This is a genomic window from Anaerococcus senegalensis JC48, from assembly GCF_000321005.1.
Classification (GTDB): Bacteria; Bacillota; Clostridia; order Tissierellales; family Peptoniphilaceae; genus Anaerococcus; species Anaerococcus senegalensis.
Genome location: NZ_HE578907.1, coordinates 793,208 through 815,095, shown reverse-complemented (window position 1 = coordinate 815,095; position 21,888 = coordinate 793,208). Strand labels below are relative to the sequence as shown.

General features: G+C 28.0%; 21 protein-coding genes. 20 read left to right on the top strand and 1 reads right to left on the bottom strand.

Going from position 1 to position 21,888, the window contains the following annotated elements:
• From ASHG_RS04165 to recA, 16 genes are all read left to right on the top strand, one after another.
• Window positions 1-2,436 (top strand): PolC-type DNA polymerase III (locus ASHG_RS04165; RefSeq protein ID WP_040397714.1); only part of this gene is annotated, 2,436 nt, incomplete at its 5' end.
• Window positions 2,437-2,649: 213 nt separating this feature from the next.
• Window positions 2,650-3,549, top strand: a complete 900-nt coding sequence (locus ASHG_RS04160; protein WP_040397713.1) for a DMT family transporter — start codon at window positions 2,650-2,652, stop codon at window positions 3,547-3,549.
• 156 nt (window positions 3,550-3,705) lie between these two features.
• Window positions 3,706-4,146, top strand: a complete 441-nt coding sequence (locus ASHG_RS04155) for a ribosome maturation factor RimP (RefSeq protein ID WP_040397712.1) — start codon at window positions 3,706-3,708, stop codon at window positions 4,144-4,146.
• Window positions 4,147-4,154: 8 nt separating this feature from the next.
• Window positions 4,155-5,381: a transcription termination factor NusA gene (nusA, locus tag ASHG_RS04150; protein WP_040397711.1), complete on the top strand. Its 1,227-nt coding sequence runs from the start codon at window positions 4,155-4,157 to the stop codon at window positions 5,379-5,381.
• A gap of 21 nt (window positions 5,382-5,402) precedes the next feature.
• Window positions 5,403-5,660: an RNase P modulator RnpM gene (gene rnpM, locus ASHG_RS04145; RefSeq protein ID WP_040397710.1), complete on the top strand. Its 258-nt coding sequence runs from the start codon at window positions 5,403-5,405 to the stop codon at window positions 5,658-5,660.
• Between the two features lie 13 nt (window positions 5,661-5,673).
• On the top strand, window positions 5,674-7,833 hold the full coding sequence (gene infB, locus ASHG_RS04140; RefSeq protein ID WP_040397709.1) for a translation initiation factor IF-2: 2,160 nt from the start codon (window positions 5,674-5,676) through the stop codon (window positions 7,831-7,833).
• A 1-nt stretch (window position 7,834) separates the two neighbouring features.
• Window positions 7,835-8,218, top strand: coding sequence for a 30S ribosome-binding factor RbfA (gene rbfA, locus ASHG_RS04135; RefSeq protein ID WP_040397708.1), 384 nt, complete (start codon window positions 7,835-7,837; stop codon window positions 8,216-8,218).
• A complete protein-coding gene (locus tag ASHG_RS04130) occupies window positions 8,196-9,176 on the top strand; it encodes a DHH family phosphoesterase (protein ID WP_040397707.1) in 981 nt (326 codons plus the stop codon). Before rbfA ends, ASHG_RS04130 begins: the two co-directional genes overlap by 23 nt.
• The gene (truB, locus tag ASHG_RS04125) at window positions 9,169-10,053 is read left to right on the top strand and encodes a tRNA pseudouridine(55) synthase TruB (protein WP_040397706.1); all 885 of its coding nucleotides are present in this window, start codon (window positions 9,169-9,171) and stop codon (window positions 10,051-10,053) included. The genes ASHG_RS04130 and truB overlap by 8 nt, the downstream gene beginning before the upstream one ends.
• On the top strand, window positions 10,043-10,984 hold the full coding sequence (locus tag ASHG_RS04120) for a bifunctional riboflavin kinase/FAD synthetase (RefSeq protein WP_040397705.1): 942 nt from the start codon (window positions 10,043-10,045) through the stop codon (window positions 10,982-10,984). The genes truB and ASHG_RS04120 overlap by 11 nt, the downstream gene beginning before the upstream one ends.
• A gap of 99 nt (window positions 10,985-11,083) precedes the next feature.
• On the top strand, window positions 11,084-11,587 hold the full coding sequence (locus ASHG_RS04115) for a YbaK/EbsC family protein (protein WP_040397704.1): 504 nt from the start codon (window positions 11,084-11,086) through the stop codon (window positions 11,585-11,587).
• Window positions 11,588-11,737: 150 nt separating this feature from the next.
• Window positions 11,738-12,004, top strand: a complete 267-nt coding sequence (gene rpsO, locus ASHG_RS04110; protein WP_040397703.1) for a 30S ribosomal protein S15 — start codon at window positions 11,738-11,740, stop codon at window positions 12,002-12,004.
• Between the two features lie 48 nt (window positions 12,005-12,052).
• Window positions 12,053-14,161, top strand: coding sequence for a polyribonucleotide nucleotidyltransferase (locus ASHG_RS04105; RefSeq protein ID WP_040397702.1), 2,109 nt, complete (start codon window positions 12,053-12,055; stop codon window positions 14,159-14,161).
• Between the two features lie 166 nt (window positions 14,162-14,327).
• Window positions 14,328-16,592, top strand: a complete 2,265-nt coding sequence (locus ASHG_RS04100; RefSeq protein WP_040397701.1) for a DNA translocase FtsK — start codon at window positions 14,328-14,330, stop codon at window positions 16,590-16,592.
• A gap of 1 nt (window position 16,593) precedes the next feature.
• A complete protein-coding gene (gene pgsA / locus ASHG_RS04095; RefSeq protein ID WP_040397700.1) occupies window positions 16,594-17,124 on the top strand; it encodes a CDP-diacylglycerol--glycerol-3-phosphate 3-phosphatidyltransferase in 531 nt (176 codons plus the stop codon).
• 53 nt (window positions 17,125-17,177) lie between these two features.
• On the top strand, window positions 17,178-18,236 hold the full coding sequence (recA, locus tag ASHG_RS04090; protein WP_040397699.1) for a recombinase RecA: 1,059 nt from the start codon (window positions 17,178-17,180) through the stop codon (window positions 18,234-18,236).
• A 41-nt stretch (window positions 18,237-18,277) separates the two neighbouring features.
• Here the strand turns inward: recA and ASHG_RS04085 are convergent, their stop codons facing one another.
• Window positions 18,278-19,321 (bottom strand): DNA polymerase IV, encoded by a 1,044-nt coding sequence (locus ASHG_RS04085; protein WP_040397697.1) that lies wholly within the window; start codon window positions 19,319-19,321, stop codon window positions 18,278-18,280.
• Window positions 19,322-19,421: 100 nt separating this feature from the next.
• Here ASHG_RS04085 and ASHG_RS04080 point away from each other — a divergent pair, with 100 nt between their 5' ends.
• From ASHG_RS04080 to hpt, 4 genes are read left to right on the top strand one after another with little or no spacing between them, the layout of a single operon-like run.
• Complete coding sequence (locus ASHG_RS04080; RefSeq protein WP_040397695.1) at window positions 19,422-19,667, top strand: RNA-binding S4 domain-containing protein; 246 nt, start codon at window positions 19,422-19,424, stop codon at window positions 19,665-19,667.
• Window positions 19,660-19,977: an FtsB family cell division protein gene (locus ASHG_RS04075; RefSeq protein ID WP_040397693.1), complete on the top strand. Its 318-nt coding sequence runs from the start codon at window positions 19,660-19,662 to the stop codon at window positions 19,975-19,977. Before ASHG_RS04080 ends, ASHG_RS04075 begins: the two co-directional genes overlap by 8 nt.
• Window positions 19,949-21,337: a tRNA lysidine(34) synthetase TilS gene (gene tilS / locus ASHG_RS04070; RefSeq protein WP_040397692.1), complete on the top strand. Its 1,389-nt coding sequence runs from the start codon at window positions 19,949-19,951 to the stop codon at window positions 21,335-21,337. The genes ASHG_RS04075 and tilS overlap by 29 nt, the downstream gene beginning before the upstream one ends.
• Entirely contained in the window at window positions 21,334-21,885 is a 552-nt protein-coding gene (gene hpt / locus ASHG_RS04065) for a hypoxanthine phosphoribosyltransferase (protein ID WP_040397690.1), read from the top strand. Before tilS ends, hpt begins: the two co-directional genes overlap by 4 nt.
• Window positions 21,886-21,888: the final 3 nt, after the last annotated feature.

Sequence of the window (21,888 nt, the reverse complement as noted above, 5' to 3'; positions counted from 1 at the left end):
CTTTATAAAATAATTTCAGATTCTAGAATGAAATATTTTAATTTAGAAGCAAAGACTCCATTTGATTTAGTAAGTGAAAATAAAGAAGGTTTAATAATTGGATCAGGTGGAAAAGACGGGTTATTATTTAAGGCTATAAGAGATAATTATGCAGAAGAAAAAATTGATAAAATCTGCGAGTTTTTTGATTTTTTCCAAATAGAGGCATTGGGGGTATTTGCTGATGATTTGGAAAATGGATCAATTAGAAATAAAGAGCAAATTATTGAAATAAATAATAAAATAATTGATTTAGGACAAAAACACAATAAGTTAGTCGTTGCAACTGGTTCTGTAAGATATATGGAAAAGAAAGATTATGTTCTTAGAAATATTCTTCACAAGGGACAATTTTTCCATTACAAAGAAAATAATCCTCTTTATTATTTAAAAACAACCAAAGAAATGCTTGATGAATTTTATTATCTAGATGATAAAACTAAAATGGAAGTTGTAATTGATAATACTATAAAAATTGCTGATAGCCTTGAAAGTATTATGCCAATTCCTCATGAGACTTTTCCACCAAAAATCGAAGGATCTGATAAAAGATTAAAAGATACAACTTATGAAAAAGCAATATCAATTTATGGAGATCCTCTTCCAGACCTTGTAAAAACAAGACTTGATAAGGAGCTTGATTCTATAATTTCAAATGGTTACGCTGTTTTATATATAATTGCAAAAGAGCTTGTTGAAAAATCAAATGAAGATGGATATTTGGTTGGATCAAGAGGTTCTGTTGGTTCATCTTTTGCAGCAACCATGGCAAATATTACAGAAGTAAATCCACTCGCTCCTCATTATATTTGTCCTAAATGTAAACATTCAGAATTTATAACTGATGGATCTATTGGAGCTGGAATAGATTTACCGGATAAAATTTGCCCAAATTGTGGTACAGAGATGAATAAGGATGGTCACGATATTCCTTTTGAAGTTTTCTTAGGATTTGAAGGAGACAAGGAACCAGATATAGATTTGAATTTTGCTGGAGAATATCAACCTACAATTCACAAATATACAGAAGAATTGTTTGGTGAGGGAAAAGTTTTTAGGGCAGGAACTATTGGAACTATAAAAGACAATACAGCTTTTGGCTATATCAAAAAATATATGGAAGATAATGATCTCACATTAAGTAATGCACAAATTCGAAAATATCAAAGAGGACTTTTTGATGTAAAAAGAACTACTGGTCAACACCCAGGTGGTCTTATGATAGTGCCAAATGATAAAAATATTTATGATTTTTCACCTGTTCAATATCCAGCAGATGATGGAAAAGATGATATAAAAACAACTCATTTTACCTACAACATGATGCATGGAGTAATTTTAAAATTAGATTTATTGGGTCATGATGTTCCTACAATTATTAGAAGTTTACAAGACTTAACAAATACAGATCCCTTAAAACTTCAAATGGATGACGAAAATGTAATGAATATTTTCTCTTCAACCAAACCCTTAAACATAAAATATGATTTTTCAAATAATGAAATAGGAACTTTGGGAATTCCAGAATTTGGTACATCTTTCGTAAGAGGGATGTTAAAAGATACTTTTCCAACCAAATTTTCTGAAATGACTAGAATTTCTGGTCTTTCACATGGTACTGATGTGTGGCTAAATAATGCTCAGGATTTGGTAAAATCAAAAACAGCAGGTTTTGATCAAATAATTTCAACTCGTGATGACATCATGAATTCTTTGATTAATCTAGGACTTGATAAGAAAAAATCTTTCCAAATAATGGAAAAAGTAAGAAAAGGAAAAACTTTATCAGAAGAAACTTTATCATATATGAAAGAAAATAAGGTTCCTGATTGGTATATTGATTCTTGTTTAAAAATAAAATATCTTTTCCCGAAAGCTCACGCGGTTGCTTATTGTTTGATGAGTTATAGGATTGCCTATTACAAGGTTTATTATCCAAAAGCTTTTTATGCCACATATTTTTCAACAAAACTAAATGATTTTCAATATTCAGTTATTGTAAAGGGATTAAAGTCAATCCAATATGCTTTAAATGAAATTAATCAATTGGAAAAACCAACACAAAGAGAAAAAAATCTAAGATCTTTGTTGGAAGTTGCTGAAGAGATGGCTGCTAGAGATATTAAAATAAAAAAAGCAGACTTATATAAGTCAGAGGCTATTAAATTTATTTTGGATGAAGATGGAGAAATTTTACCACCACTTTCTGCAGTTGATGATGTTTCAGAAGCGATGGCAAAAGATGTTGTAGAAGAAAGGGAAAAAGCAAAATTTATTTCAATAGAGGATTTGAAAAAAAGAACATCATTAAATAAAAATGCTTTAAACTCATTAAAAAATTTAGATATAATAAATAATTTGCAAGAAGAAAATCAAATGTCTTTGTTTGATTTGTAAATTAAAACTCTAATAGAGATGAATTCTTTATTAGAGTTTTTTATTTTTATAAATGATAAAATATGCATATATATCAAATAAAATTATTTATTTATTTAAGTTAAGCAAATTTGATTTAATTTTTATTATTTTTATTAAAAAATATTACAAAAAATTAATTTTCTGATATAATACAAGCAAACAAAAATAAAAATCAAATTTGTAGGAGTAGATATGAAAAATAAGCATAGAGGAGAATTACTTTTATTTTTAACTTCCTTTATTTGGGGATTTGCATTTATTGCACAAAAATTAGGAAGTGATTACATACAGCCATTTACTTTTAACTTTTTAAGAAATCTAACTGCTGGATTATTTCTTCTGATTTATTCATTTGTTAGAAAAAACAAAACAAGAGAAAAAATGAATTCTATAACCAAAACAGCTACTATTAGAGGAGGAATTACCACAGGACTTGTCATGGCTATTGCTGTAAGTTTTCAACAAACTGGAGTCTATTTTACAACAAGTGGAAAAGCAGGATTTATTACAAGTTTGTATGTTGTTATTGTTCCGATTTTTGCTATATTTATAGGGAAAAAAGTTTCTAAAAAAACAGCTATTGCTATAATTTTGGCTTTAATTGGTCTTTATTTATTGACTGTAAAAGTTGAAGATGGATTTTCTATAAATAAGGGTGATATTTTAATTTTTATTGGATCCTTGTTTTTTGCTTTTCATATATTATTTATTGATCATTACTCAGTTAAATCAGATAGTGTAAAGATGTCTATGATTCAATTTTTTGTCGCAAGTTTAGTATCATTAGCTTTAATGATTTTATTTGAAAATCCAAAATTAGATCTTATTTTTAAAGGATTACTTGCTATTTTATACTTGGGAGTATTTTCTTCAGGTTTAGGTTATACATTACAAATAGTTGCACAAAAAGATATTGATCCTACAATTTCAAGTTTGATTTTATCCTTAGAAGCCGTTTTTGCTGCTTTATTTGGATTTATATTTTTGAAGGAAGTACCTAATGAAAGGGAATTAATTGGTGGAATACTTATGTTTTTCGCTATAATTTTGGCTCAACTTCCAAATTCTATAATAAAAAAAGCACTAAAATAAATAAAAAAAGTTTGGAATATATTTTGATTATAAATATTTTCCAAACTTATTTTTATAATAAGTATTTTTAAAATTGAAAGTTAAGCAATATATAGTATAATATTTTTAGGCAAAGAGTGGACAAATCCACTCTTTTAATATTTAAAGGAGAAGCTTATGGATTTAATAAACAAATTAAAAGAAAATTTAGAAAGTGATATAAATGAGCTTGGATATGAGCTTGTTGATATTGAATTTGTTAGTGAAGGAAAAAATAAAATTTTGAGATTTTTCATCTACAAAGATGGGGGAATTACAATTGATGATTGTGAAAAAACATCTAATTTTTTAAGTGAAAGATTAGATGAATTAGACCTAATAAAATCCTTCTATTATCTAGAAGTATCTTCTCCTGATCTTTCAAGACCACTTAAAACTGATAGAGATTTAGAAAGAAACAAGGATGAGCTATTAGAAGTAAAGCTTAAAAATGGTGAGAAATTTTTAGGAAATATTATGGAAATTAAAGAAAATTCCTTAGTATTTAAATGTGAAGACGAACAAAAAGAAGTAAGAAAAAGTGAAATTAAGACTATTAAAATTGAGATAGTCTTCTAGGGGGAAAAATGAATAAAGAATTTATAATTGCCTTAGAGGAACTTGAAAAAAGTAAAAATGTCGACAAGAAAATAATCCTTGAGGCATTGGAAAAAGCTTTGGTAAAATCTTATCAAAAAAACTATGAAAACAATGAAAATGTTGATGTTAATATTGACGATGAAACTGGAGAAATTGAAGTATATTCTCTTAAAAATGTAGTTGATGAGGTAAATGATCCGATAGCTGAAATTTCTAAGACAAAAGCTAGAGAAATTGATTCAAAACTTGATTTGGGAGATATTTGTAGGGTAAAAATTGCCCCTAAAAACTTTGGTAGAGTTGCAGCTCAAACTGCAAGAAATATAGTCCTACAAAAAATAAGAGATGCTCAAAGAGATTCAGTTTATTCTGAATATTTGGATAGGGCAAATGAGATTATTACAGGTGTTGTACAAAGAGAGGATAAGTATAATGTCTATATAAATCTTGATAAAATTGAAGGGATAATTCCCCTAAAAGAACAAGTTGAAAATGAAAAATATATACCAAACCAAAGAATTAAAGTATTAATTAAAGATGTAATAAACACAACAAAAGAACCACAAATTATCTTATCAAGAAAAGATAAGGATTTGGTTGTAAGATTGTTTGAACTAGAAGTTCCAGAAATAACCAATGGAATAATAGAAATTTATGGAATAGACAGAGAAGCTGGCTCTAGAACAAAAATTGCAGTATTTTCAAATGATCCAGAAATAGACTCTATTGGAGCATGTATTGGTTTTAAAGGTGCTCGTGTAAATACAATAGTCGAAGAATTGCAAGGTGAAAAAATTGATATTATTAATTACGATAAAGATATAAAAACATTTATCCGAAATTCCCTTTCACCAGCAGAAATAAACGAAGTTTATATCAATGATAAGAAAAAACAATCATTGATTGTTGTAAGAGAAGATCAACTTTCACTTGCAATTGGTAAGGAAGGTCAAAATGCAAGACTTGCAGCAAGACTAACTGGATGGAAAATTGATATAAAAAGTCAAGAAGAATATGATAAATTAGACCAAGAGGAAATTGATGAAATTCTTGGACTAAATGAAGAAGATGAAAAGATTGAAGCTTTAAATGAAAGTGTAGAAGAAACCGAAGTAGAAGATGAATCTGAATTAATAGAAATGGATGATATAGAAAACCTATCAGAAGATCTTGACCAAATTATTAAAGAAGATATTGAAAAAAGTGAAGAATAACTTATTAATAATGGTGAAAAAATGAAACAAAGAAAAATACCACAAAGAAAATGTATTGTATGTGGAGAAAATAAAGATAAAAATGATTTAATTAGGATAGTTAAAAATAAAGAAGAAGGAATTATCCTAGATCCTACAGGTAAAAAAAATGGTAGGGGAGCTTATATATGCAAAGAAGAAAAATGCATAAATGAAGCTAAAAAGAAAAGAAAATTAGAAAAAGTTTTTAAAACTGAAATTAGTGATGATCTTTATGAGGAGATAATTGCTATGAAATAAAAGAGGTGATTAGATGGCTAACAAATTAAGAATATATGAATTAGCAAAAAAACACAATAAAACTACAAAAGATATGTTAAGTTTACTAAAGGAAGAATTTGGACTAAAAATAAAATCTCACATGTCTGTACTTAGTGGTGATGAACTTGATTTAGTAGAAGAATACTTTAGTGAAGATGCCAAAAAAAGCGAAAGTCAAGCCAAAGATAATTTGAAAGAAGATAAAAAAGAAGAAAAGAAATCAAAAAATATTGAAAAAAAATCTAATAAAAAAGAAGAAAATATTTCTCATAAAAAACCTTCTAACAAAAAAAATAAAAAATCTTCTAATAAAAAAGAGAAAAAGAAAAACAAAAAACAAAACAAAAGATCAAAAAAATCTATAAAAAGAGAAGTAAAAGCTGAAAATAATGACGATGGAAATATTTATATTCCTGAATCAATTTCAGTAAAATCTTTTGCAGAAAAAATTGATGAAAATTCCAACCAAGTAATCATGAAATTGATGGGTCTAGGTGTAATGGCAGGTCTTAATGACCAAATAGAATTTGATCAAGCAGAACTTGTAGCTCTTGAATTTAATAAAGAAATAGCAAAAGAAGTTAAACTTGATGAAATAGAACTTCAAGAAAAAGATCTTGATTTTGAAGATGATGAGAAAGACTTACAATCTCGTCCACCAGTTGTATCTGTAATGGGTCACGTTGATCACGGTAAAACTTCTATTCTTGATGCAATAAGAAATACCCAATTTGCATCTGGAGAAGCTGGAGGAATAACTCAACATATAGGTGCATCAACTGTTGATATTAATGATAAAGAAATAGTATTTTTGGATACACCAGGTCATGAGGCTTTCACTCAAATGAGAATGAGAGGTGCTCAATCAACAGACATTGCAATTTTGGTTGTAGCTGGTGATGATGGTGTAATGCCACAAACTATTGAGGCAATTAACCACGCAAAAGCAGCAGAAATTCCAATAATTGTTGCAATAAATAAGATGGACAAAGAAGAAAGTGATCCAAATAGAGTAAAACAAGAATTAACAGAATATGGTTTAGTTTCTGAAGACTGGGGTGGAGATACAATTATGGTAGAAGTATCTGCAAGAACAGGTGATGGAATTAAAGATTTATTAGAAATGATTTTACTTGTTGCTGAAATGAGAGAATTAAAAGCAAATCCAAATAGAGATGCTGTTGGACTTATAATTGAAGCTCAACTAGATAAGGCAAGAGGAGCTGTAGCAACAGTACTTGTACAAAAAGGAACTCTTCACGATAAAGATTATGTAGTTACAGGATCATCTTCAGGAAGAATAAGAGCTATGTTTAATTCAAAAGGACAAGCAATTTCTGAAGCAGGTCCATCAACACCGGTTCAAATTTTAGGTTTAAGCGATGTAGCAGAGGCTGGAGATAAAATTTTTGCTGTTGAAGATGAAAAAACAGCAAGAGCTTATGCTGATCGTGCTAAAGAACAAAAAAGAGAAGAAAGACTAATTCAAAAATCTAACACCAACCTTGAAGATATGTATGAAGGCATTGAAGAAGGTGAGTTAAAAGAATTAAATATTATAGTAAAAACTGACGTAAAAGGAACTGTTGATGCAGTTGCAAGTTCATTCTCAAAATTATCAAATGAAGAAGTTTTTGTAAATGTAATTGCAGGAGCTGTAGGTGGAATTTCTGAATCAGATGTTTTATTAGCACAAGCATCAAACGCTATAATAATTGGATTTAATGTTCGTCCAACTCAAGGTGCTCTACAAATGGCAGAAGAAAATAATATAGAAATTAGAACTTATTCAATTATATATGAAGCTATAGAAGATGTAGAAAAAGCACTAAAAGGAATGCTTGATCCAGAATTTGAAGAAAAAATTCTTGGTCGTGCAAAAGTTCAAGAAACTTTCAAAATTCCAAGTGCTGGAACAATAGCAGGTGTTCTTGTAACAAACGGATCAATACCAAGAAGTGCGAAAATAAGATTATTAAGAGACAATGTTGTAATATTTGATGGTGAAATTGAATCAATGAAAAGATTTAAAGATGACGCCAAAGTTTTAAATAATGGATACGAAGGTGGAATCGGTCTTGAAAAATTCAACGATGTCAAAGAAGGCGACGAACTTGAAGCATATCAAATGGTAGAAAAAGAAAGAGATTAATATGGATAAGAGAAGAACCCTAAAAATATCTTCGCAAATGCAAAAGGAATTATCAAAAATTTTGGCTGAAGATATAAATGATCCAAGATTATCTGATAATGTTATAGTTTCTATAACAGATGTTGAAGTAACAAATGACTTGTCTTTTGCTGATATTTTTGTATCAGTTTTGGGTGATGATAGCAAAAAAGAATCTGTAATAGAAGCCTTAGAACAAGCAAGAGGCTATATGAAAAAATTAATTGGCGAAAGAATGAGATTAAGATCTATGCCAGAATTCAGATTCAAATATGATAATTCTATCGAACATGGCGTATATATGGATAAGCTTATAGCAGAAACCATAAAAAAGGATGAAAAGAATGCCAAAAATCGAGAAGATTAATCAAAATGAAATTGATAAATTTAAGGAGTTTATAGACCAGGCAGAATCAATTGCAATTTCAGCTCACATAAATCCTGATGGAGATGCTCTTGGTTCATCTCTTTCCTTAAGAAAATCTTTAGAACTTTATGGAAAAAAAGCTGAGGTTATAAAAATAAGCGAGGTAGATGATTATTTAAATTTTCTACCTCAACTTGAAAACTATAAAGAGCCTAGTCAAGAGGAATATGATTTATTTATAATTGTAGATTGTTCAGAATTTGATAGGATTGATGAGGCAATTGATATTTGCAAAAATTCTAAAAAAGTTTTAGTGATTGATCATCATAAAGGTGGATCAATCAAAACAGATTTAAATATAATTTATTCAGACTCACCTGCAAGTTGTGAACTTGTTTATGAAATTATAAATAGGTTAAATCTTCCAATAGATGAAGAGATTGCAACTTTACTTTATGCAGGATTAGTCACAGATACAGGAAGATTTCTATATTCAAATATAAGTGAACTAACTTTTTATACAGCAGCAGATCTCTACAAAAAAGGTGCAGATTTTGAAATGATTTATAAAAATCTCTACCAAAATAAGGAAATTTCAAAATTGCAATTTGAAAATTATATTTTAAATAAGGTTGAATTTAATAAACCTTATGCTCTAGTTGGAGTTAGCCAAAAAATGTGCCAAGAATATAATATGCAAATGGGTGATAGTGAATCTGTTGTAAATATGCTTAGAGATTTAAAAGGCATTGAAGTGGCTTGCCTTATAAAAGAAAATGGAGAAAATGAATATAAAATTTCTCTAAGGAGTAAAGAATATCTTGATGTTGCAGAAATTGCAAGAAATAATGGGGGAGGCGGACACATAAGAGCTGCTGGTTTTACCCTTTATGAAAAAACAATGGATGAGGCAATTTACAAAATGAGAAATATATTAAAAGAGGCATTAAATGACTAGTGGAATATTATTAATTGATAAAAATACTGGATCATCATCTGGAAAGATTGTATATCAAGCAAGAAAGAAACTAGGCATAAAAAAAATAGGCCATGCAGGAACACTAGATCCTCTTGCAACTGGCCTTTTGCCACTTTTAATCAATAAAGCAACAAGAGTTTCAGATTTTTTAATGGATGAGGTTAAAGTATATGAAACTCTTGCATTTTTTGGTCAAAAAACAGATACACAAGATATAACAGGAGAAATTTTAGAAAAAACATCAAAAACTTTTGAATTGGATGATTTAAAAAATGCAATTGATGACAATTTTATTGGAGAAATTTTTCAAACTCCGCCCATGTATTCAGCCTTAAAACATAAGGGTAAAAAATTATATGAACTTGCAAGAGAAGGAAAATCAATAGAAAGAAAAAAAAGAAAGATTAAAATTTACGATTTTGATATTGTAGATTTTAAATTTCCCTATGCAAGACTTAGAATAAAATGTTCAAAAGGAACATATATAAGAACTCTTGTGAATGATTTGGGTGAAATTTTACAATCTTTTGCTACAGTAAAAGAGCTTAGAAGAACAAATATTGGAGATTTTGATGTAGAAGATGCAATCAAAATAGAAGATTTTGAAAAAATGGAAAAAGATGAAATTATAAATAAATTAATTCCAATTGATAAGGCTCTTTTTCAATATGAAAAGATAGTTTTAGATAAAACTTATTATAAACAAGCTACAAATGGCATGACTATGAAAGTCGATTATGGAAAAAATGTTGATAATTACTTAAGAGTTTATGTAGATGATTTGTTTATAGGTCTTGGAGAGTATAAGGATAAAAACAAGACTTTAAAGATAAAGAAGGTGTTTTATGAAAGATAATATAAAAATTTTTGATTTGGATTTTAATGAATTTGACCTTTCCCCAAAAACAGTAAGCCTTGGAAATTTTGATGGAGTCCACAGTGGTCATCAAAAACTTATGAAAGAAAATATTGAAATTTCAAAAGCAAAAAATTTAACACCTTCAGTTTTATTATTTAAAGAAAATACAAAAAATATACTAAATGGAGAAAAAGAATATTTAACAAGTCTTGATGATAAGATTGAAATATTAAAAAATCTAGGAATAGAATGTTTTTGTCTTTTAGAATTTTCTGATGAATTTAAAAACTTGTCATCTTATGAATTTATTGAAGAAATTTTATATAAAAAATTAAATACTAGATATGTAATAGTAGGAGATAATTACAGATTTGGGAAAAAAGCTCAAGGTGATATAAATATTTTAAAAAAATATGAAGAAGATTTTGATTATAAGACTAAAGTTGTAGACTTTGAATTGGATGATGGAAAAATTATTAATTCAACCGATATAAGACAGATGGTAAGAGATGGAGAAATTGAAAAGGCCAATAAGGACTTGGGTCATCCTTTTAAGATGCAAGGGAAAGTTATTAAAGGAGCCCAAAGAGGAAGGCTTTTAAATTTTCCAACAGCAAATCTAAAACCATCATTTAAATACACAAAAGCAAAATCTGGAGTATATTTTACAAGAGTAAACATAGATAGGGACTATTATTATGCTCTAACAGATATAGGAACAAATCCAACTTTTGAAAATAAAGAAATAAAAATAGAAAGCTATATAATGGATTTTTCAAAAGATATATACGGAAAAAATATTAGCATAGAATTTCTAGAATATCTAAGAAGCGATTATAAATTTAATTCAGCTGAAGAATTAATCGAACAAATGGAAAAAGACAAAAAAAGAGCAAGAAATTTAATAGAAAAATATAGAAAAGAGTAGGAAACTGCTCTTTTTTTGTGTATAAAATTATTTTTAATCATAATGGGTATTAATAATAGTAAATTGAAACTGTGGTAAGAGAATTTTTAAGGAGATTATATGAGTAGTTCTAAAAAGGTTTTTGATAGACTTAATAAATTAAATATAAAATATGATATGGTAGAACATCCTCCAGCTGAAACTACTGAAGAAGCTGATGCATATATTGAGGGAAAAGAAGGGGCTAGGACAAAAAATCTTTTTTTGGCAAATAGAAAAAATAGGAGATATTACCTAATAGTTATGGACGATAAAAAAATGATTAGTTTAAAAGATTATAATAAACTATTAAATGAAAAAGGCATACACTTTCTAGATCCTAATAAAGTTTACGAAATAATGGAGCAAGAAGTTGGAATTATTTCGGTATTTGGTTTAATAAATACCAATGAAAATATTAAAGTATTTTTTGATAAAGATATGATAGAAGAAAATAATCTTATGACTTTTCATCCAGACGATAATACAAAGACTGTTTTTATTAAAAATGAAGATATTTTTAAACTTGTAAATGATTGTGGCTTTGAATATGAAATTTTTGATTTTAAACCGGTAGTTGATTAAATAAATTTTTAAAAATATTTTTATGATTTAAGCTATATTTAACTTTGCAAAAATAAAGATATTTGGTATAATATCAAAGATACCTTAACTATGAACTAAGCTTCCTCAGACTATTTCATGGTTATGGCGAATAAATTTTAGGAGGATTTTATGTTAAATAAAGATCAAAAAACAGAAATTATTAAAGAGTTTCAAAAAGACGAAAAAGATACTGGTTCACCAGAAGTTCAAATTGCTATTCTTACTCAAAGAATTAAAGAACTTACAGAACATTTAAAAGTAAACAAAAAAGACCACTCTTCTAGAAGAGGACTTTTCAAAATGATTAGACGTAGAAAAGGTCTTTTAAATTATTTAATGAATAATGATATTGAAAGATATCGTGAAATCATTGAAAAACTTGGTTTAAGAAAATAGTTAAATATGACGGGAATTATCCCGTCTTTTTTGTAGTTAGGAGAAAAAATGGAAAAAACTTATGAATATAAGTCACAAAATGGCTCTGATCTTTCTATAACAATTGGAAAGGTTGCTGAGCAAACTAATGGAGAATGTCTCATTAGAAGTGGAGATACAATTTTATTAGTTACTGCTGTAGCAAGTGATAAGCCAAGAGAAGGAATAGATTTTTTCCCACTTATTTGTGACTATCAAGAAAAACTTTATGCAGTTGGAAAAATTCCAGGTGGATTTATAAAAAGAGAAGGAAAAGCATCTGATAAGGCTATTTTGATTTCACGTCAAATGGATAGACCTTTAAGACCACTTTTTCCAGAAAATTTCTATAATGATGTTCAAGTAATTGCAACACCATTTTCAGTGGATGAAGATAATGAACCAGATTGTATGACAACAATTGGTGCGTCTATTGCTCTTGGAATTTCAGATATTCCTTTTTATGGACCAGTAGCTGCTGTATCTGTTGGATATGTTGATGGAAAATTTATTGTAAATCCAAATAAAGAGCAAAGAGAAAAAACTTCTTTGAATTTAACTGTTGCAGGAACAGCTGATGCAATTAATATGGTTGAAGCTGGTGCAAATGAACTATCAGAAGATGAAATGCTTGAAGCTATGATGGTAGCTCATGCAGAAATTAAAGAAATTTGCTCTTTTATCCAAACAATTATCGACGATATCGGTAAGGAAAAAATGGAAGTTTCTGAAGAGGTAGAGACAGAACTTCAAAGAAAAATAAAAGATAAATACACAGAAGATATTAAAAATTCTATTAGAACAACAGATAAGGTTCAAAGAGAAGATGATATCAATGCAATTGAAGAAAAATGTAGGGAAGACTTCTTAGAAGAATTTCCAGAAAGTGAAGATGAAATTCACAAAACTGTAGATTCTATTATGAAAAAAGAAGTTAGAAGAATGATTTCTATTGATAAAATCAGACCTGATGGACGTAAAATGACAGAAATTCGTCCTTTATCAGCAGAAGCTGGACTTTTGCCAAGAGCTCACGGATCAGGATTATTCCAAAGAGGTCAAACTCAAGTTTTATCAGTTCTAACTTTAGGTTCACCTGGTGAAGAACAAGTAATTGATTCAATGAACAGAGAAGAAATTACAAAAAGATATATTCACCAATATAATTTCCCACCATTTTGTGTTGGAGATATTAGACCTCTAAGAGGACCAGGAAGACGTGAAGTAGGACATGGACACCTAGCTGAAAGAGCTTTAATTCCAGTTTTACCTGATACAAAAGATTTTCCTTACACAATTAGAGTTGTAAGTGAGGTTTTATCATCAAACGGATCATCTTCACAAGCATCAATTTGTGGATCAACTTTGTCATTAATGGATGCAGGAGTTCCAATTAAAAAACCAGTTGCAGGAATTGCTATGGGATTAATAAAAGAAGAAGATTCAATTTCAATTCTTACAGATATTCAAGGACTTGAAGATCACCTTGGAGATATGGACTTTAAAGTTGCTGGAACAAAAGATGGAATTACAGCTTTACAAATGGATATGAAAATTTCTGGAATAAACAAAGAAGTTTTACAAGAAGCTTTAGCTGATGCTCATCAAGCTAGACTTAAAATTCTTGATGTAATTACTTCAGCAATTGATAAACCAAGAGATGATTTGTCAAAGTATGCTCCAAGAATTTTTTCCATAGACGTAAATCCAGAAAAAGTTAGAGATGTAATTGGTGCTGGCGGAAAAACAATTAACAAAATAATTGATGAAACTGGTGTAAAAATAGAAACTGAAGATGATGGACATATAACAGTTGCAAGTAATGATGGAGATAGTGGAAAAAAAGCTATCCAAATGATTAAATCAATTGTTACAGATCCAAAAGCTGGAGATATTTACGAAGGTGAAGTAAAAAGAATTATGAATTTTGGTGCTTTTGTTGAAATAGCTATCGGCAAAGAAGGACTTTTACACATTTCCCAAATTGATACAAAAAGAACAGAAAAAGTTGAGGATGTATTAAAAATTGGTGATAAGGTAAGGGTAAAGGTAACTGAAATTGATAGGCAAGGAAGAATTAATCTTTCAAGAAAGGCCCTATTAATAGAAGAAGAGAAAAAACAATCTAAAGAAGACTAATTTTTAGATTATATAAACTAACTACAAAAATAAGGTGCAAAGCGAATTATTTTATATAATTTGCTTTGTACTAAAATAAAATTTTGTAGGAGTTAAAAAGAAGGCTGCCAGATTTTAGGCAGTTTATTTATTTTCCTACTTGTTATATAATTTATATGAGGTGAATATGGCAAATACAAATAATAACAGGAAAAGAAAAAAATCTAAATATGGGAAAAAATCTCAAAATCCTAAATTTAACAAGAAATCATTTTCTATTTTTTGTATGTTTATATCCTTGTTAGGACTTATTTTTTTGATCCTACCAAATACAGGGACTTTGGGAGATTTTATTACATATACAAATTTTAAAGTTTTTGGTTTTATGTCTTATTTTGTTTTTGCTTTTGTTTTTGTAAGTTTTTTGTTTGTATTTAGAGATAAGTTTAAAGAAAATCTTAGGGTATTTAATATAATTTTTATCCTAATCATTCTTACAATGGCAATACTTTCTCTAAAATATCTAGGCAAAAATTTAAATATTTCTATAAAAAATACTGAGACGTCAATTAAAAAGTCAGGTGGATTTTTAGGTACCTTTCTTGGATTTTATTTGGAATCTTTTATAGGAAGTGCTGGAATAATTATTTTTTATATACTTATGTGGATTGCCTTAGTAAAAAATATGCTAGGCTTATCCTATAAGGATTTTTTGTCAAAAATAAAGGAAAAATCTCAAATTATTGGAAATATTCTTTGGAAATTGTATATGAAAATTTCTAATAAAATTAAAACATATTTTAAAGAAAGAAAACTTAAAAAAATAAAAAGTAAAAAAGAAAGTAGAAAAAAATCAAAAGAAAATTCAGAAGATAAAAGTAAAAATTCTACTAAAAAAATAATGGAAAAAGAAGAAATAGTAGAAGATACAAATGATGATTTTGACCAAAGATTTGAAAAAGCTAAGATAAATTCTTATAAGTCAAAGCAGGTTGACTTATCGGACTTTGATCAAACATATAAAGAAGAATACACCCTAAATTATAAATTTCCAAAACTCGATCTTTTGGATGATAGAGATGATGAAAGTGAAGTTGATCAAGTTGATATTAAAGATAAGGCAAAAAGAATTGAAGAATGTCTTGACTCTTTTGGAATAAAATCAAAAGTTGTTCAAATAAATATTGGTCCAACTGTAACTTGTTTTGAATTAAAACCTCAAAGAGGAGTAAAGGTTTCAAAAATTTTAAATTTATCTGATGACTTATCTCTTGCTCTAGCAACAAGTGATATTAGAATTGAAGCTCCAATTCCTGGAAAAAGTCATGTAGGAATTGAAGTTCCAAATTCTACAAAAGAAGTTGTAGGTTTAAAAGAAATGCTAGCAAGTGAGGAATTTATCAAAAATAAAAAAGAATTACCTTTTGTTTTGGGTAAATCTATATCAGGTTTGCCAAAAGTTTCTGCTATAGAAAAAATGCCCCATCTATTAGTATCGGGAGCAACAGGATCAGGTAAAAGTGTTTGCATAAATACAATTATAATGTCGATTTTATATAAACATTCTCCAGATGAGGTAAAATTATTATTGATAGATCCAAAAATTGTAGAGCTTTCAATTTATAATGGAATACCTCATTTGATAATGCCTGTTATAACTGATCCCAAAAAAGCATCATCTTCCTTATTTTGGGCAATTAGAGAGATGGAAAGGCGTTATAAATTATTTGAAGAAAATCATGTAAGAGATATTTCATCATATAGAGATTTGGCAGAGATTGATGAAAAGATAGAAAAACTTCCTTATATTGTTATAATAATAGATGAGTTATCGGATTTAATGATGACGGCTGCAAGTGAAGTTGAAGATTATATAACAAGACTTGCTCAAAAATCTAGGGCTTGTGGAATTCATCTGATAATTGCAACACAAAGACCAACGGTTGATGTAATAACAGGAACAATTAAGGCAAATATTCCATCTAGAATTGCCTTTGCTGTAACAAGCCAAATTGATTCAAGAACTATTCTTGATATGAGTGGAGCAGAAACCTTACTTGGTAAAGGAGATATGTTATTTTCTCCATCTGATTCAATGAAACCTATGCGTATTCAAGGAGCTTTTGTGTCTGATTCTGAAGTTTTGAGAGTTGTAAATTATATAAAACAAACTCGAGAAGAGGAATATGATGAAAAAGCAATGGAAACTGTAGAAGAAAAAACTAAGGTGGTCGAAAATGATGATGAAGATGAATTAATTAATGATGCAATAGAAATTATTATTAATGAAAATACTGCTTCTGTTTCACTTTTACAAAGAAAATTAAAAGTTGGTTATGCTAGGGCTGGAAGAATTATTGACCAGCTTGAAGCTCGTGGTGTTGTTGGTGGATATGAAGGAAGTAAACCTAGAAAAGTTTTGGTAGATCATAGCTACTTAGAGGGAGAGTAAAATGAATATAGCAAATAAAGTTACAACAGTAAGAATGATTTTAGTGCCAGTTTTTGTGGTATTATATTTAATTTTTGGTAGAATGTATAATGTTGCTGCTATCTTATATGCAGTTGCATCTTTAACAGATGCCCTTGATGGTCATTTAGCAAGAAGTAGAAATTTAGTTACTACTTTTGGAAAATTTATGGATCCATTGGTAGATAAAATATTAACCATGGCTGGATTTGTTTTATTAACTTCAACAAATATAATTCCAAGTTGGGCTGTAATTTTAATTATTTCTAGGGAATTAATAATAACAGGACTTAGAACTCTAGCAGCTAGCAATAATATTACAATAGCAGCAAGCAAGGGTGGAAAAGCAAAAACAATGAGTCAATGCGTATCAACAGTAATGCTATTATTAAATGTTCCAATTCTAAATTCAATTGGACTTGTAGTGTTTTATATAGCTGTAATCTTAACAGTTGTATCTGGAATTGATTATTTAGTTAAAAATAAAAAAGTTTTAAATTTAGATGATATATAAAAAAATATTAGTATTTGTAAAATGGATTTTTAAATTTTAAGAAAGGAAATTTTATGGCTAAAGATAAGGAAAAAAATAAAGATAATGACAAAGAAAAAGCCTTAAGTCAAGCATTTAAAAATATTGAAAAAAAATATGGCAAGGGTGCCATAATGAAAATGGGAGAGGCACCAAAGGTAGATGTTACAGTTATTCCTACTGGAGCTATAAATCTTGATATTGCTCTTGGTGTTGGTGGACTTCCTAGAGGAAGAGTAATAGAAATTTTTGGACCTGAATCTTCTGGTAAAACAACACTTACACTTCACTGTATAGCTGAGGATCAAAAATTAGGAAATACTTGTGCCTTTATAGATGCAGAACATGCAATGGATGCTGAATATGCAAAAAGATTGGGCGTAGACGTTGATGAATTAATTTTAGCTCAACCTGATACTGGTGAACAAGCTCTAGATATAGCAGAATCTTTGGTAAGATCTGCAGCTGTTGATTTAATTGTAGTAGATTCTGTTGCAGCTTTAGTTCCAAGAGCTGAAATAGAAGGAGAAATGGGAGATAGCCACATGGGCCTTCAAGCAAGACTTATGAGTCAAGCTTTAAGAAGATTGACTGGAATTATTTCGAAATCTAATACAACAGTAATTTTTATCAATCAATTGAGAGAAAAAATTGGTGTTATGTTTGGAAATCCTGAAACTACAACCGGTGGTAGAGCTCTTAAATTTTATTCTTCAGTAAGACTTGATATTAGAAGAATTAAAACAATTCAACAAGGCGATAATATGATAGGAAATAGAACAAGAGTAAAAGTTGTAAAAAACAAAGTAGCACCACCTTTTAAAGTTGTTGAATTTGATATTATGTATGGAACAGGAATTTCTAAATCTGGAGTTATTTTAGATTCAGCTGTAGACGAAGATATTGTAGAAAAAGCTGGTTCTTGGTATTCATATAATGGAGAAAAACTTGGTCAAGGTAGAGAAAATGTAAAACAATATCTTGAAGAAAATGAAGATATTTTAAAAGAAATTGAAGAAAAATTAAGACAAAGTATAAACCCAGATTCTAAAAAAGAAGAGACAGATGAAGAAATAACTGAAAATGAAGAATAAAACAAACGCGAATTAATAGAAAATTCTATTATTCGCGTTTTTTATTTATCAAATAAAGTTAATTGTTTGTGATCTTTTTTTGAAAGATTAGATAAAGATATACCAATTAATCTCAGTTTTTCATTTGAAATAATTTGATCTAATAATTCTTTTGCAATTTTTGAAATCTCTTGTTTTTTGGATATTGGAGATGAAAGAGTAAAAGATTTAGTGTGAGTTTTAAAATATTCTGTTTTTATTTTTAAATTTATAGTGTAGGCCTTTATATTCTTTACTTTCAAATCATTTTCTATTCTTTTAGAAATTTCATCTATATAGGAATATAAAATTTTTTTATCTTTTGTATTTTCTCTAAAGGTAAATTCTCTTCCTATAGATTTTCTTTTTGAGTGAGTTTCAACTTTTCTCTTATCTTCGCCTCTAATTACTTTATAAATATATCTTCCTTGTTTACCAAATAAAGTTTCTAAAAATTCTTGGTCGAGTTTTAATAAATCCTTAATTTTATATATACCTATACCTTTTAATTTTTCTACAGACCTATTACCAAGTCCGTGGACTTTTTTTATATCTAAATCTTCTAGAATAAAAGGGACATCATCTTTATTAATTTCTTTTATTCCAAAAGGTTTATTCCAATCACTAGCAAGTTTTGCCAAAAATTTATTGTAAGAAATTCCAATAGAAACACCAATTCCAGTTTGCTTTAAGACATGATTTTGAATTTTTTTGGCAAGAATTTTTTTATCTTTATCATTATCTATATAAATATAAGCTTCATCAATTGAAACTTGCTCTTTAATATGAGAATAAGATTCAATAATTTCAAAGACTTCTTTTGATTTTTCTTTGTAATAATTTCTATCAACCTTAATCATAATTAGCTTTGGACAAAGTTGTTTTGCTATAAAAACTGGCATAGCAGAATGGATACCAAATTCTCTTGCCTTATAATTTGCAGTAGTTATTATAGACTTATTAGAAAGTCCACCCACAGCCATTGGATAATTTTTTAATCTTGGATTTCTAATCTCTTCACATGAAGCATAAAAAGCATCGCAGTCTATATGTAAAATTTTATTCATTTTATCACCATTGTCATTATACTATAATTAAAAATTTGTGAAATTGTTTTGTAATGGACTAAGTGGGTTAATTTTTGTTATAATTAGATAAGGTGATTAAATGAGAATAGATAAATTTTTAAAAAATTCAAGAATTATTAAAAGAAGACAAGTTGCAAAGGATGCTTGTTTGAATGAAAGAGTTAAGATTAACGGCGATATAGCAAAGGCTGGTACAAATGTAAATACTGGCGACATTATAGAAATTAGTTTTGGAAAAAGAAATCTAAAAGTTAAGGTTCTTGACTTGATTGAAGGTGCTAAGAAAAATGATGCAGGTGAGATGTTTGAGGTTATAGATGAATAAGTATGAAAAATATATAAAAAACAGGTCTAAAAATAATACCAGATTTTTAATAATCGTTTTATTTGTATTTATTTGTGCTTTGTTTATATCTAGAGCATTTACTAATAATATGAAAAAAGAAATTACTAGTTTAAATCAAGATATAAAAGTTACAAATTCTAAGATTAAAAAAGTAAGAAAAGATATAGACACAATAAAAAGTGACTATGATAACAGAAACACAGATGAGTTTAAGGAAAAGATAGCTAGAGAAAAACTCGGAATGATAAAGAAAGACGAGTATGTGTACAAAGACGAAAATAATAAGTAGATTTAAAAATACTGTAGAAAAATATAGGCTTATTGAAGAAAATGATACCATAATAGTTGGTGCAAGTGGTGGACCTGATAGTCAATTTTTAATTTATTTATTAAATGAATTGAAAGATTATTATAAGATTAAAATTGTCCTTGCACATTTAAACCATTTGCATAGATCAGATGCAAGTGATGATGAAAATTTGGTTATCGAAACTGGAAAAAAATTATCGCTTGATACTTTTGTATCTCATAAATCTATGGATGAATATGCTAAAGAGAAAAAAATATCATCTGAAAATGCTGGAAGGATTTTAAGATATAATTTTTTTAAATCTCTTAAAAAAAATTATAAAAATGCTAAAATTGCAGTAGCTCACAATATGGATGATCAAGCTGAAACTGTACTTATGAGAATAATAAGAGGTTCTGGCCTTGATGGATTAAAAGCTATGGATTATAAAAATGATTATATAATAAGGCCAATAATGGACTTTAAAAAAAGCGAAATCTTAAAATTTTTGGATGAATTTAATATAGCCTATCATATTGATTATACAAATTTACAAACAGATTATACTAGAAATAAGGTAAGATTAGAAATAATACCACAAATTGAAAAAATCAATCCCAATTTTAAAAATTCATTAGTAAATTTATCCGAAGTATCTAAAAATGATTATGATATTTTAAAAGAAATAGAAGATGATGCTTTAAAAAAAGTGCTAGTAAAAAAAGAAAAAGATATATTATCTTTTGATAAAAAATCATTTGATAGCTTATCAACATCATTAAAGATGAGACTTATTAGAAGGGCGATTTTTTTACTATATGGAGATATAAAAGATTTTTCAAAAGCAAATATTGAACAATTGTTAAAAATTACTGAGCTTGAAAATGGTAAGAAGATAATAAAAAATAATTTGATTTTACAAAAAAACTATATTACTTATGATTTTTTCTTAAATAATAAAGAAAATGTAAAAATTCAAAAGGAAATATTTTTAAAAACGAATGATGAAAAAAATTTTGCTTCATATAAATTTAAAACAAGTATAATATCATATGAGAATTATAAAAAAATTGATAAAAAAAATAAGGTATTTTATTCTATAGATAATTTAAATGAAATTTCAATAAAAATAAGGTATAGAAAAAATGGTGATTATTTTACCTATCGTAAAAATGGAAAAAGGAAAAAGCTTAAAAATTATTTTATAGATGAAAAAATTGATAGAAATTTGAGAGATAAGATTCCACTTTTGTTTATAAATGATAAGCTTTGTTTAATAGTAGGTAAAAGGCGAAGTGAGGATTTTTTAATTAGTGAAAATGATAAAAAGATTTTAGTGGTAAGCGTGGAGGAGATATGAAAACAGATTTAGAAGAAGTAATAGACCAAGTGCTAATTGATGAAGAAAGCTTAAATAAAAGAATTAAAAAACTTGCAAATCAATTAAATGAGTATTATGAGGACAAAAACGAATTGGTACTTGTAGGAATTTTAAAAGGATCAATTATGTTTATGGCTCAACTTGCCAAAAGTATTAAAATAAATTGTACATTAGAATTTATGGATGTATCATCATATGATGATGGCACAGAATCCTCAGGGAATGTAAAAATAATAAAAGATTTGGATACTGATATTTCAGGAAAAGAAGTCTTAATAGTAGAAGATATTATAGATACTGGGAGAACTCTTGACGCCCTAAGACATTCACTAATAAAAAGAGGAGCAAATTCTGTAAAGATTATCACATTACTAGATAAGCCTGAAAGAAGAGTAATAGAGGTAAAACCTGATTGGTCTGGTTTTAAAATTCCAAACGAATTTGTAGTAGGATATGGACTCGATTACCAACAAAAATATAGAAATTTACCATTTATAGGTGTTTTGAAAAGAGAAGTTTACGAGTAAAAT